The sequence below is a fragment of the Haloprofundus sp. MHR1 genome (assembly GCF_005155585.1).
Lineage (GTDB): Archaea > Halobacteriota > Halobacteria > Halobacteriales > Haloferacaceae > Haloprofundus > Haloprofundus halophilus.
The window spans coordinates 170,738-183,166 of record NZ_CP039833.1 but is presented as its reverse complement, the minus strand read 5'-3'; the positions used below and the strand labels follow the sequence as shown (position 1 = coordinate 183,166).

Here is a 12,429-nt window from a genome sequence, read left to right as displayed (position 1 = left end):
CTACAACACGTACTGCTCGCCGTCGACCGCCAGCGGTTCCTCGAACGCCTCGTCGGCGGGATAGAAGTGCGAAGTGTGGACCAAACGAGTCTGCTTCGCGCGCAGCTCCTCGGCCATCGAGAGCGCGCCCTCGCGGGTCATGTGTTTGTGGCCGAACGTCCGCGGGACGCCCTCCTCGTCGCGGTGGCGGCCGCCGGCCGGGTGGTGTTCGCAGAGCGCCGCCGGGACGATAGCGTCGGCGAGAAAGAGGTCCGGGCCGGCGAGCGCCGCGCGCGAGTCCTCGGGGACGTCGTAGCTCGTATCGCCCGACAGCGAGAGCTTCGCACCCGTCTCGGGATCGGAGACGGCGAGGCCGTAGCAGAGCAGCGGCGGGTGGTCGACGGGGACGAGCGTCACGTCGAAGCCGCAGACGCGAAACGACTCGAACGGCGTCACGGCGTGGACGGTGATTCGGTCGAGGTAGTCGAACTTCGAACGGACCGTCTCGGCGACGCTCTCGCCCGTCTTCGGGTCGGTCTCGTCGGCGGCGTACACCGGGAGGTCGTCGAAGATTCGGTAGGCGTTGCCGAGGCCGTCGAGGTGGTCGAAGTGGATGTGGGTGACGACCAGCGCGTCGGGCAGCGGCACGTCGTGGGAGAGAAACTGGCTTCGGAAGTCGGGGCTGGCGTCGACGAGCAGCGCCTCGCCGGTCCGCTCGTTCTGGACGTGAACCGAAAAGCGCGAGCGTTCGACCCCCCGTTCGCGCGCCGCCCGGCAGGTGTCGCAGTCGCACCCGACGGTGGGCGTGCCCGTCGTGTCGCCGGTTCCGAGGAGGGTGACGCGCATCAGTGCTGATGGTCGTGCGCGTGATCGTGGTCGTCGCCGCGGTCCGAGGCGTCCGACGACTCGCCGTTGCCCGCGATGAGCGAGTCGGAGTCGCTGTCCATCATGTCCATGTTCTTCAGGTTGTCCCGCTCCTCGAAGTCGGCGACCGCGTCGAGGATGTCCTCCTGCGTGAGCGACATCCGCTCCTCGGTCAGTGCTTCCAAGACGGCCTCGCGGAGGACGAGTCGGAGGTCGCTCCCGGTGAGGCCCTCGGTTCTGTCGGCGACCGACTCGGGGTCGAACTCGGCGATCTCCATCCGCTGGGTGATGACGCGGAGGATGTCCGCGCGCATCTGCCGGTCGGGCTTGGGGAAGTTGACGATCTCGTCGAAGCGCCGCCACGCCGCCGCGTCGAGCTGGTCGGGGTGGTTCGTCGCCCCGATGAGCAGCACGTCGTCGCGGATGAGCGAGATGTCGTCGATGCTCTTCAGCAGGGTGTTGACCGCGCGCTTGAGCGCCGCGTGCTCGTCGCTGCGGCGGGTTTTGGCGACGGAGTCGAACTCGTCGATGAAGAGGATGCACGGCGAGAGCCGTTTTGCGACCTCGAACGTCTTCTCGACGTTCTTCGCCGTCTCGCCGAGGTACTGCGAGGTGATCATCGAGAGTTTGACCTCGACGAACGGGAGCCCGAGCTCGTGCGCGAGCGCGCGTGAGATAGTGGTTTTACCGGTTCCTGGCGGGCCAACGAACAGCAGTTTTCCGATCTCGCGGAGGCCGATCTCGGCGAGGTAGTCGCGGTGTTCGATGGCTTTGACGATCTTGCTGATCTCGCCCTCCTGGTCGCTCGTGAGCACGAGGTCGTCGAGCGTCATCTCTATCTCCTCGGGCGCGCGGACGTGGACGAGGTCGAGCATCTCGGCGTCGCCCTCCTCGTCGTCGGTGTCGAAGTACGCCTCCAGCAGGCTGTCGATCCAGACGCGGTCGGCGTGGATGGGGCGGTTCTGCTCGCGGGCCTCCTCGTGGGTCACGTCGATGCCGTCGCGGCCTTCCGCGACGAACGCGAGCGTCGGATTCGTGACGAGGCGGTCGCGGTCGGCGCGCTTGAGGTACCACTCCAGCGCCATCTCCGGTTGGGTGAACGAGAGCGTGCCGGAGAACTCCGTCCGGTCGGTGAACAACAGGTCCGAGACCGCCTCCCAGGGACGTTCGACGCCGGTGGCCGTCCGGGCGTCGGCCTCGGTGACCGAGAGCGGGCGTTCGACGCCGCCGAGGGGCTCGACCTCCGCGGAGTCGGTGTCGGTGTCCCCGTCGCGCTCGGCCCAGAAGACGCGCCGATAGCGTGGCGGGAGGTCGTTCTCGTCCAACTCCCGGTTTTCGTTGTACACGTGGGCCGTGAGAAGGAATTCGACGACTTCGAGAGCCGGGGTGCTCATCCCCGAGAATTAGCTGCCAGAGAATCTTAATACCGTCGAACCGGCGCGAACGCCCCACTCGCGAGCGACACCGACCGTCGGTCCCCGACCGCGCGTCCGCCGATAGCGACGCGGAAGTCGTCGACGGCGACGCGGAAGTCGTCGACGGCGACGCGGAAGTCGTCAGTGCGCTCGGCGAGCGTTCGAGCCGCGACGACGCCGCAACGGACGCCGGATAAACTCGGTTTCTCCGGCCCCCGGTTCTCCCACGTTTATCAGGATAGACCCCGGATGGGCAGGTATGCCAACACCAGTCATCGCGGCCGCGCGGCGGACCGCACAGGGCAAGGGCGGCGGCGTCTTCGAGGACGTCCGCAGCGAAGACCTCTCGGTTCCGCTCATCGACACCATTCTCGACGAGACGGGACTCTCCGGCGACGACATCGACGACCTGATGTGGGGTGTCGCCCAGCAGCGCGGCGAGCAGGACAACAACGTCGCCCGCGTCATCGCGCTGCTCTCGGAACTCGGCGAGAACACGCCGGCGACGAGCATCAACCGCTGGTGCGCGTCCTCGATGCAGGCCATCATCAGCGCCAGCGACGCCGTCGCCGCTGGCAACCGCGACGCCATCATCGCCGGCGGCGTCGAGAACATGTCGCGGGTGCCGATGGACGGGGACTCCTACCAGCACCTCCACCCGGAGCTCTCCGAGCGGTACAACATCTTCCAACTCCAGATGGGGATGACCGCCGAGAAAGTCGCCGAGGAGTACGGCGTCAGCCGCGAGGAACAGGACGAGTACGCGCTCCGCAGCCACGAGCGAGCGGCGGCGGCCACCGACGAAGGCTACTTCGACGACCAGATCGTCCCCATCGAGACCGAGGACGGCGTCGTCGACGAGGACGAGGGGATTCGCCGCGACACGTCGCTGGAGACGCTCGCGGACCTGCCGCCGGCGTTCACCGGCGACGGCACCGTGACGGCGGGCAACTCCTCGCAGATCTCGGACGGGGCGGCGGCGACGCTCGTCACCAGCCGCGAGTTCGCCGAGGACCACGGCCTCGACGTGCTGGCGGAGATCGGCACCAACGCCGTCGCGGGCGTCGACCCAACGGTGATGGGTATCGGCCCGGTCCCGGCGACGCGGAACCTCCTCGAACGTAACGGTCGCTCCATCGACGACTACGACCTCGTCGAACTGAACGAGGCGTTCGCCTCGCAGGCGGTCTACGCCCGAGGCGAACTCGGCATCGACGAGGAGAAGTACAACGTCAACGGCGGCGCAATCGCGGTCGGTCACCCGCTGGGAGCGAGCGGCGCTCGCCTCCCCGTGGCGCTCGTCCACGAGATGATTCGCCGCGACGTCGACCGCGGACTGGCGACGCTCTGCGTCGGCTTCGGTCAGGGCGCGGCCATCGAGTTCTCGCGGTAGACCACAGGGGCGAAGCGCGAGCGAGCGGGTGCGGGCCGAGGAGGGTCCGACCGGACGGAAGGCCCCGACGGCGGCTTTTGTTCGAGCTTTTTCCGAGCGACCGAGCGTCAGCGAGGGAGCGAAGCGAAAAAGGTCGTCGCGTCAGGGCGCGGCCATCGAGTTCTCGCGGTAGACGGCGGAGAGCGGAGCGTCGCTACCGACGCTTGATTTTTACGGCTGGGCGTTGCCCTCCGAGGCGATGGCTCGCAACGATACGTCAGGGCGTGCGGAGACGACTCGTCGAGGACTGCTACGCGCCGCGGGCGTCTCCGTCGCCGGACTCGCGGCGACGAGCGTGCCCGCCGCCGTCGGGTCCGCGCAGACGGTGACGACGACGGCGGCGATCTCGGGCGACGCGCCGACGTTCAGCGGCACCGACTACACCGGACTGTTCGTTCACGTTCGAGGCGTCTCGAACGACCAGAGCGTCTCCAGGCTCGACAGCTGCGACTTCTTCGGCAGCGACGACGAGGCCATCGTCTACGTCGTCCGCCTCATCGACCGCACCGCTGACGACCACCCGAGCGAGGAGACGCTGCTCTACGCCGTCGAGGGGACCGACGAGCTCGGCGTCGGAAACCTCTACGTGGTGAGCAACCAGCAGTCCTGCGGCGGTCCGCTCGTCGAGCTCGAACTCGAATCCGTCGGTGCCAGTACCATAAACGTCTCTACCGGTGACGGTGGCGGCGCGGCCACCGAGAGCGGCTCCGGCGAGGAGTCGACCGCGACGGGCGGCGAAGACGCGGCCGACGATGGGGAGACGACGGGGTCGACGGAGACGACGACGCCCGGCTTCGGTCAGCTCGCTGCCGCCGCGGGTCTCGGCGGCGCGGCCCTCTGGTTCGGCCGCTCCGCCGACCGCGAGTAGTCGCACAGTCACGTCGTCGCACCGTCGCGTCGTCGCGCCATCACATCACCGCGCTGTCATCCGCGTTCGCCCGCCGTGAGAGAAGTGATATCGTTTATTGGGGTGGCGTCGGTCTCTGCTCGTATCAGAATGTCGGAGGCTGACGAGACGGCGGTCGGCGTGACGCGGCGAGAGCTGGTCCGCGCCGCCGCGTCGGGGTCGGGGACGACGACTGTCGGACCGGCGTTCGTGGTGAATCCGGACGAACGACAGGGAGAGACGGTCACGGCCGAGGTGGCGGCGGGTTCGGAGCCGACGCCCGAGGGAGCCGACTACACCGGCCGGTTGGTGCACGTCGTCGGCCGGGTCGCGGAGACCGACACCGACGCCGCCTCCGGGGGACAAAGTCGTTCGGTCGACGGAGACGTTCGACGGTACGAAGTCGTGGTCGTCGACCCCGCCGCGGGAGGTGTTCGAGCGACCCGCGTCGACCTGCTCGTTCTCGGACCGTCGACGCTCCGAACCGGGTCGCTGTTCGCCGTCGAGAACCACCGCCGCGAAGGCGGTCGGACGCGGTTGAGCCTCGAACGAATCAGCGCGAGACGGGGGGCCTCGAATCTCTCGGAGACCGCACACGCCGCCGTCGATTCGTCCGTCGAGCGTCGCGGAGCGACGACCGCCGGCGTCGGTGCGGTGTCGACGCTCGTCGGTCTCGCCGCGGTGGTGTACGCGTTCGGTCGGCGAATGAGCGGTCGCTGACCGTCGCGGCGTCTCAGTCGGCGGATGAACGGTCGCTGAGCGTCGCGGCACCGTCGCGCCTCAGTCGTCTGCGGAGGTCGGGTCGGACGAACCGGCCGAGTCGACCGCGCCGGGAACGGTTCCGTCGGCGTTCCACCCTCGGACCTCGTAGTACTCGTCGAGCGCGGCGTCGAAGTCGGGGAGGTCGTACGGGACCGCGTCGTCGTCGCGGTCGAAGCCGCGGGCGTTGTTGAACGCGCGTTCGAGTTCGACGACGCGCGCGCCGATCTCTCGAAGTTCGTCGTACGGCGCGTCGAGCAGCGTCGAGAGTCGTTCCGGCGAGAGGAAGTCGCGGGAGAACTTGCAGGCGACGGCGCTGTCGAGCACCGCGTTGTGGTTCTCCTTCTCGACGACCAGCGGCGCTTTCCCGTCGAGTCCGTCGGGGTCGACCGCCTGGTCGCGGGGGACCAGCGGGTACTCCTTGGCGTAGAACTCGGCGTACATGTGGTCCGCGCCGCGGTTCGAGGTGGCGAACGCGAGGCCCTGTCCGTTGAGGTGGCGACCGTCGTGGGCGGGGAACTCCATCCCCTTCGCGCTCCAGTTCTCGACGCCCAGTTCCTCGTGGACGCGGGCGACGCCCTCCGCGAGCGTGTCGCCGACTCTCTCGCGGTAGGCGATCCGCTCGACCAGTTCGTGGACGAGGTCGGCGTCGCCGAAGGCGTCCTCGCTGGCGAGGTACGCCGAGACGGTGTCGCCGCAGGAGATAGTGTCCATCCCGAGTTCGTCGCACAGTCTGTTCGACTTCATCACGGCGACGAGGTCCGAAACCCCGGCGTTCGCGCCGAACGCCATCACCGTCTCGTACTCGGGACCCTCGGTTTCCAGGCCGCTCTCCTCGTCGCGGGTCGGCAGTTTGCAGGCGAACGCGCAGGCCGAGCAGGTGCCGCGCTTGTACTTCTTCTCGGCGACGGCGTCGCCGCCGATGGCTTCCGCGCCTTCGAAGGAGAGCTCCGAGAAGTAGCGCGTCGGCAACGCGCCGACCTGGCTCGCGTACTCGGTCATCCCGGCGGTCCCCGACCGCTTCATCGGGTGGTCGGTGGTGGCCGCCTCGCGGTGGATCTCCGCGGTCACGTCCGCGAGGTCGAGCGTCGACTCCGCGTCGCCGTCGAACGTGACGAGTTTCACGTTCTTCGCGCCGAGCACCGCGCCGAGGCCGCCGCGACCGAACGCGCGGCTCTCGGAGGTCATGATGGAGGCGAAGCGGACGCGGTTCTCGCCCGCCGGGCCGACGCAGAGCACGTGGTCCGAGCCGAGTCCGTGCGTCTCCTCGACGTAGTCGGAGACCTCGGAGGTCGTCGCCTCGACGAGTTCGGGCACCGCCTCGAACTCGACGCCCGCGTCGGTGACGTGGACGGCGAGCAGTTCGTCGCTCGCGCCGGTCACCTCGACGGCGGCGTAGCCCGCAGCCACGAAGTTCCGCGAGAGGAACCCGCCGGCGTTCGAGGAGAGCAGGCCGTCGGTGAGCGGCGAGAGACCCGTCGCGCTCATCCGACCGGTGAAGCTCATCTGCGAGTGCTGCAGCGGACCGGTGGCGAAGAGGACGCTGTTCTCGGGTCCGAACGGGTCGGCGTCGGTCGGGATGCGGTCGGACGCGAGTTTCGTGCAGACGCCCCGGCCGCCGACGAACGAGTCGAGCACGTCGTCCACGTCGATTCGCTCGGCGGTCCGTTCCCCGACGTCGATGGAGAGCAGCGGTCCCTGTACGTGGTGCATACGCCCCGGTTTCGTGGACACTCCGATAAACGTTCGTGAACGTTACTCGGTGACGACGGGTGCGCGTTCCTCGGCCACGACGCGCACTGGCGAGCCGTCGACGCCGACGAACGACGGCGGGTACGCGTGGAGACGGAATCGGGTAGGGAGGTCGGCGTCCGCGAGGCGCAGGTTCTCGAATATTAGCCGGTTCGCGCCCGAGAGCGCCCGGTGCGCCGGGAGGTCGGTGCTCCCGAACGGGTCGGGGCTGGCGCAGTCGAGCGCCACGTCGTAGCCGCGGTCGGCGCACCACGCCGCCGCCTCCGGCGACAGCGACGGGTGGTCGTGGTACTCGCCTGTCCCCCAGTGGACATCCCACCCCGTGCGGAGGACGAGCGCCTCGCCGTCGGGAGCGGGGTCGGCGGCTTCGAGCGCCGCGGGCGACACCGTCGCCCCCGCGTCGAGCGGTCGGAGGTCGACGAGTTCCGCGTCGAGTCGGAAGCGCGAGACCGGAAACGCCGAGAGCGGGTCGCCGTCTTCGAGGACGTGCGACGGCGCGTCGACGTGAGTGCCGGCGTGGCTACCGACCCCGATGTCGGTGACACGATAGCCGTCCGCGGCGTGGCTCGCGTGCGGACGCAGTCGGACCGACGGGTCGCCGGGGTAGACGGGCGTGTCGGGCGAGAGTTGGTGCGAGAGGTCTTGCACGGGCGTCGGTAGGGAGGCGGCGCTCAAGAATCGTCTCGTCGCAGGCCGAAACCGCGTCCCGGGTGGGCGGTCGACCTAGTGCGGTCGGTGTCGGCGGGTTGCCCGACTCAGTTCGCCGCGGGGGCGTCGTACAGCAGGTCGACCTGGTCGGCGTATCGGTCGAGGATGTTTCGGCGCTTCTTCTTCATCGTCGGCGTCATCAGGTCGTTGTTCTCCGTGAACTCCTCGGGGACGAGGCGGAACTGCTTTATCTGCTCGTAGGACTCGAACTGTTCGTTCGCTTCCTCGATTTCGGCCTCGATTCGCTCGTACACGCGGTCGTCGCGGCAGATGGCTTTCGGACCGTCCGGGAGGTCGATACCCTCGCGCTCGGCCCACTCGCGGACGCCGTCGAAGTTGGGGACGACGAGCGCGCTGACGAACTTGCGGCCGTCGCCGAGCACCATGCACTGCTCGACGAGCGCGCTGGACGCGAACGCGTCCTCGATGGGACCGGGGGCGACGTTCTTCCCCGTCGAGAGGACGAGAATCTGCTTTGCGCGCTCGCGGAAGGCGATGTAGCCGTCCGGTCGAATCTCGACGACGTCGCCGGTACGGAACCATCCCTCTTCGTCGAAGGCGTCTTCGGTCTCTTCGGGGCGGTTCCAGTAGCCCTGCGTGACGTTCGGGCCTTTGACGAGCAGTTCGCCCACGTCGCCGGCCGCCGACTCCTGCGTCTCCTTGCCGACGACGCTGTCGTCGACGCGAACCTCTACGTCCTGTACCGGCGGACCGATAGTGCCGATCTGCGGATTCTCGGGCGGGTTGACGGCGACGACCGGCGACGTCTCGGTCAGCCCGTAGCCTTCGAGGATGGGCAGGCCCATCCCGTGGTACAGCGCGCAGAGGTCCGCCGAGAGACTGCCGCCGCCGCTGATGAAGAAGTCGATGCGACCGCCGAGCGCCTCCCGCACTTGGTCGAAGACGAGTCTGTCGGCGACGCGGTGCTTCGCCGTGAGCAGCGTGCCGGGACTCTCGGTCGTGTGGTACTCGCGACCGACGCCGGTCGCCCACTCGAAGATGCGCTCTTTGACCGGCGATTCCGACGCCTGCGTCCGAATCGCGTCGTACAGTTTCTCGTAGACGCGAGGGACGCTCGTGCCGACGGTCGGCTGAACGAGTTGGAAGTCCTCGCGGAGCGTGTCGGGGCTCTCGGCGTACGCCACCGTAGCGCCCGCCGCGAACATCAGGAAGTGACCGGCGAGGCGCTCGAACACGTGCGCCAGCGGCAGAAACGAGAGCGTCGTCGACTGCGTGTCGATGACGGGCAAGTCGCCCTTGTCGCGCCGCGGCCCGAACCGTCGGTAGCACTGGTTGACGTTCGAGCGAAAGTTCCGGTGGGTGAGCTGGACGCCCTTCGGTTGGCCGGTCGTCCCGGAGGTGTAGATGAGACTCGCCAGGTCCTCGGGGTCGCGGGCGTCGAGCCACGACTGGTACTCGGCCTCGTCGAAGACGGCCGCGCCGCGGTCGTGGAGGTCGCCGAGCGTCAGGATGTCGTCGCGGTCGCGGAGCGCCCCGCCCATCCCGCTGCCGTCGGCGAGGTCGTCGACGACGACGATGAACTCCAGGTCGAGGTCGTCTTCGACCGCGAGCACCTTCCGCAGCAGGTCGGCGTTCTCGACGACGACGGCCGAGGCGTCGGGGTCGCCGAGCAGGTACTTCACCTGTCGCTCCGACGACGAGGTGTAGACGGTGGTGACGACGCCGCCGGCGGCGAGAACCGCGAAGTCGGTCTGTGCCCACTCCATCCGCGTGTGCGAGAGGATACCGACTCGGTCGCCGGTTTCGAGGCCGAGGCCACGGAAGCCCGCAGCGAGGTTGCGAACGATATCGCGCATCTCCGCGTAGGTGACGGTGCCGTACTCGTCGGCCGCCGCCGCCGGAACCACGTCGGGCGCGAGCGAGCGGTCGTAGATGCCGCCTTTGTACCGCTGGGCGATGCGGTTGGCGTTGCGTTCGGCGCTCTCCTCGAACATCACGGGGAGCGTCGTTCGACCGAGGACCTCGCTGTCGTACGCCGCTTCCGCGTCCCGCCAGTTCATACCACGCAGATACGGTATCCCACATTTAAAAGAATGTACGTTTGCGAACACCACAACGCGGCGTGCGTTGTATAGGATTGAATCGACCCGAGGGAGAGAACGAACCGTCGGCGGCGTTACTCGCGCTGCTGGTCGCGGTAGTCGAGGTAGCCTAACACGCCGCGGACGTTCAACCGTTCCTCGGCGGTCGCCTTCCGCTCGCCCCACGTCCCCGCCATATCGGTGTGTTCGGCGAAGTGGTCGATGACCGCCTCGTCGTCGTCGAGCGCCTCGCGTTGGCGGCGGACCGCTTCGACCCACTCGACGAGGATGCGCTTGTACTCGCCCATCAGCTCCTCGCTGAACTCACAGGGGCCGAAGTGACCGAAACAGAGCGTTTCGGGGTCGCGCTCGACGATGGTGTTGACGTCTTCGAGGCACTGTTCGAGGTCGAACTGCGACGGCGGCGACGTCTGCCGAATCTCGTTCTCGCTCGGGACCCAGATACCGGCGGCGTCGCCGGTGTAGAGCGCGTCCGTCTCGCGGTCGTGGAACATCACCTGGTGGGGCGCGTGTCCCGGCGCGTGAATCACGTCGAGCGTCCGGTCGCCGAGGTCTATCTCGTCTCCGCCCTCGATGCCGTCGATGCGCTCTTCGGGGACGGGTTTCGGGTCGACGTAGAACTCCCACTGGTCCCCGACGGCGGCTTTCGTCCCCTCGACGAGACGCGAGGGGTCGACGAGGTGGCGGACGCCGATATCGTGACAGAGGACCGACGCGTTCGGGCACGCTTCGACGAGAAAGCCCGCGCCGCCCGCGTGGTCGAGGTGGACGTGCGTCGGGAGGACGTACGCCACCGCCTCGGGGTCGATTCCGACCTCGTCCATCGCGTCGAGGATGTACTCGTAGTGGGTGCCGATGCCCGTGTCGACCACCGCCGGTCGGTCCGCGTCGACGAGGTAGACCGACCCGTACGACTCGGTGTCGTACATGCCGGTGTCGACGTAGTAGGTGTCCTCGGTACCGGGAACTGGAGCGACGTCGCCGATTGCCATGTACCGTTGGCGTCCGCGGCGGAGAAAAGCGTTCGGACGGCGGTGACCGTGTCCAGAGGCGGCGACGCGACGGCGACGGTGAGACGACGGCACACGGATGCGACACGGTTTTGCCGGGGCCGACTGAATCTCGAACAAATGCTCAGCAGACAGTACCTCCGGGAACACGCCGAGGAGGTCCGGGCCGCCCTCGACCAGCGGGGGATGGACGACGTGGACCTCGACCGGATTCTGACCGTCGACGAGGAGTGGCGTTCGCTGAAGAGCGAGGGCGACGACCTGCGGCACGAGCGCAACCAGGTGTCGAGCGAGATCGGCCAACTGAAAGCCGACGGGAAGGACGACGAGGCCGACGCGGCCATCGCTCGCTCACAGGAACTGAAGGAGAAGCTTCAGGACGTCGAGCAGCGCGCCGACGAACTCGAAGCCGAGTTGCAGGAGTCGCTTCTCGAACTCCCGAACGTCCCCCACGAGGACGTACCCGTCGGCGACGACGAGGACGACAACGTCGAGGACCGCCGCTGGGGGTTCGACGACCTGCGTGACCTTCCCGACGAGGTGACGCCGCACTTCGAACTCGGCGAGGAACTCGACATCATCGACGAGCAGCGCGCCGCGAAGACGACCGGGTCGGGATTCTACTTCCTCAAGGGCGAAGGAGCGATGCTCGAACACGCGCTCATCCAGTTCTTCCTCGACGTCCACCGCGAGCAGGGGTACGTCGACCTGTTCCCGCCGATTCCGGTCAAGAGCGCGTCGATGGTCGGCACGGGACAGTTACCGAAGTTCGCCGAGGACGCCTACCGCATCGGCGGCGGCGAGACCGAAGCGTACGAGGACGACGACCTGTGGCTCTGTCCCACGGCCGAAGTGCCGGTGACGAACATGTACGCCGACGAGATTCTGCTGAGGGACGACCTCCCCCTCAAACACCAGGCGTACACGCCGAACTTCCGACGCGAGGCGGGCGAACACGGAACCGAGACGCGGGGCATCGTCCGCGTCCACCAGTTCAACAAGGTCGAACTCGTCAACTTCGTCGAACCCGAGGAGAGCTACGACCGTCTCGAGGCCTTAGTCGAAGAGGCGGAGGAAGTGCTGAAGCGCCTGGGCCTGCCGTACCGCGTGTTGACGCTCTGCACCGGCGACCTCACCTTCGCGTCGGCGAAGACGTACGACATCGAAGTGTGGGCACCGGGCACCGAGAGCGACGACGGCCCCGACCGCGGCGGTCGGTGGCTCGAAGTGTCGTCGGCGTCGAACTTCGAGGAGTTCCAGGCGCGCCGCGCCGGTCTCCGGTACCGCCCCGAGCGCCACGAGTCGGCGGAGTACCTCCACACGCTCAACGCCTCGGGAACGGCCGTCGGCCGAGTCATGGTCGCGCTGCTGGAGTACTACCAGAACGACGACGGCACCGTGACGGTGCCCGAGGCGCTCCGGCCGTACATGGGCGGCCGCGAGGTCATCGAGGGCCACGAACCGGTCGGCGAGAGCGCCGTCGGTGCCGGCAAGAAGGACTGAGTTCGGGCCTTTCTCGACTGATTCCCTCTCGCCGGGAATCGGCGACACTCTGTTTCTC

10 protein-coding genes are annotated in these 12,429 nt (G+C 68.1%); 4 read left to right on the top strand and 6 right to left on the bottom strand.

Annotation, left to right across the window (positions count from 1 at the left end; all coding sequences use genetic code 11):
• Both FCF25_RS00840 and FCF25_RS00835 read right to left on the bottom strand, forming a co-directional pair.
• Entirely contained in the window at positions 1–825 is an 825-nt protein-coding gene (locus FCF25_RS00840; RefSeq protein ID WP_137046987.1) for an MBL fold metallo-hydrolase, read from the bottom strand.
• Positions 825–2,237: an ATP-binding protein gene (locus FCF25_RS00835; protein ID WP_137046986.1), complete on the bottom strand. Its 1,413-nt coding sequence runs from the start codon at positions 2,235–2,237 to the stop codon at positions 825–827. The genes FCF25_RS00840 and FCF25_RS00835 overlap by 1 nt, the downstream gene beginning before the upstream one ends.
• 280 nt (positions 2,238–2,517) lie before the next feature.
• On the opposite strand from FCF25_RS00835, the gene FCF25_RS00830 reads away from it, so the two are divergent.
• The 3 genes from FCF25_RS00830 to FCF25_RS00820 all read left to right on the top strand — a co-directional run bounded on the left by FCF25_RS00830 (position 2,518) and on the right by FCF25_RS00820 (position 5,296).
• Positions 2,518–3,651 (top strand): thiolase family protein, encoded by a 1,134-nt coding sequence (locus FCF25_RS00830; RefSeq protein WP_117594326.1) that lies wholly within the window; start codon positions 2,518–2,520, stop codon positions 3,649–3,651.
• Positions 3,652–3,889: 238 nt separating this feature from the next.
• Positions 3,890–4,558 carry a hypothetical protein gene (locus FCF25_RS00825; protein WP_137046985.1) on the top strand — a complete coding sequence of 223 codons (669 nt, stop codon included), beginning with the start codon at positions 3,890–3,892 and terminating at the stop codon, positions 4,556–4,558.
• A gap of 129 nt (positions 4,559–4,687) precedes the next feature.
• Entirely contained in the window at positions 4,688–5,296 is a 609-nt protein-coding gene (locus FCF25_RS00820; protein ID WP_137046984.1) for a hypothetical protein, read from the top strand.
• A gap of 60 nt (positions 5,297–5,356) precedes the next feature.
• On the opposite strand, the gene FCF25_RS00815 is transcribed toward FCF25_RS00820, so the two are convergent.
• The 4 genes from FCF25_RS00815 to FCF25_RS00800 all read right to left on the bottom strand — a co-directional run bounded on the left by FCF25_RS00815 (position 5,357) and on the right by FCF25_RS00800 (position 10,850).
• A complete protein-coding gene (locus FCF25_RS00815) occupies positions 5,357–7,048 on the bottom strand; it encodes an aldehyde ferredoxin oxidoreductase family protein (protein WP_137046983.1) in 1,692 nt (563 codons plus the stop codon).
• Positions 7,049–7,090: 42 nt separating this feature from the next.
• A complete protein-coding gene (locus FCF25_RS00810; RefSeq protein ID WP_137046982.1) occupies positions 7,091–7,735 on the bottom strand; it encodes a cyclase family protein in 645 nt (214 codons plus the stop codon).
• A 107-nt stretch (positions 7,736–7,842) separates the two neighbouring features.
• Entirely contained in the window at positions 7,843–9,816 is a 1,974-nt protein-coding gene (locus FCF25_RS00805; protein WP_137046981.1) for a long-chain fatty acid--CoA ligase, read from the bottom strand.
• A 116-nt stretch (positions 9,817–9,932) separates the two neighbouring features.
• Positions 9,933–10,850: an MBL fold metallo-hydrolase gene (locus FCF25_RS00800; RefSeq protein ID WP_137046980.1), complete on the bottom strand. Its 918-nt coding sequence runs from the start codon at positions 10,848–10,850 to the stop codon at positions 9,933–9,935.
• Between the two features lie 138 nt (positions 10,851–10,988).
• Between FCF25_RS00800 and serS the strand changes: the two genes are divergently transcribed.
• A complete protein-coding gene (serS, locus tag FCF25_RS00795) occupies positions 10,989–12,371 on the top strand; it encodes a serine--tRNA ligase (protein WP_117594319.1) in 1,383 nt (460 codons plus the stop codon).
• The last annotated feature ends 58 nt before the right edge of the window (positions 12,372–12,429 follow it).

Coding starts and splice junctions, on each gene's coding strand:
- FCF25_RS00840 (WP_137046987.1), bottom strand. CDS start 825: ATGCGCGTCACCCTCCTCGGAACCGGCGACACGACGGGCACGCCCACC.
- FCF25_RS00835 (WP_137046986.1), bottom strand. CDS start 2,237: ATGAGCACCCCGGCTCTCGAAGTCGTCGAATTCCTTCTCACGGCCCAC.
- serS (WP_117594319.1), top strand. CDS start 10,989: ATGCTCAGCAGACAGTACCTCCGGGAACACGCCGAGGAGGTCCGGGCC.
- FCF25_RS00805 (WP_137046981.1), bottom strand. CDS start 9,816: ATGAACTGGCGGGACGCGGAAGCGGCGTACGACAGCGAGGTCCTCGGT.
- FCF25_RS00800 (WP_137046980.1), bottom strand. CDS start 10,850: ATGGCAATCGGCGACGTCGCTCCAGTTCCCGGTACCGAGGACACCTAC.
- FCF25_RS00820 (WP_137046984.1), top strand. CDS start 4,688: ATGTCGGAGGCTGACGAGACGGCGGTCGGCGTGACGCGGCGAGAGCTG.
- FCF25_RS00825 (WP_137046985.1), top strand. CDS start 3,890: ATGGCTCGCAACGATACGTCAGGGCGTGCGGAGACGACTCGTCGAGGA.
- FCF25_RS00830 (WP_117594326.1), top strand. CDS start 2,518: ATGCCAACACCAGTCATCGCGGCCGCGCGGCGGACCGCACAGGGCAAG.
- FCF25_RS00815 (WP_137046983.1), bottom strand. CDS start 7,048: ATGCACCACGTACAGGGACCGCTGCTCTCCATCGACGTCGGGGAACGG.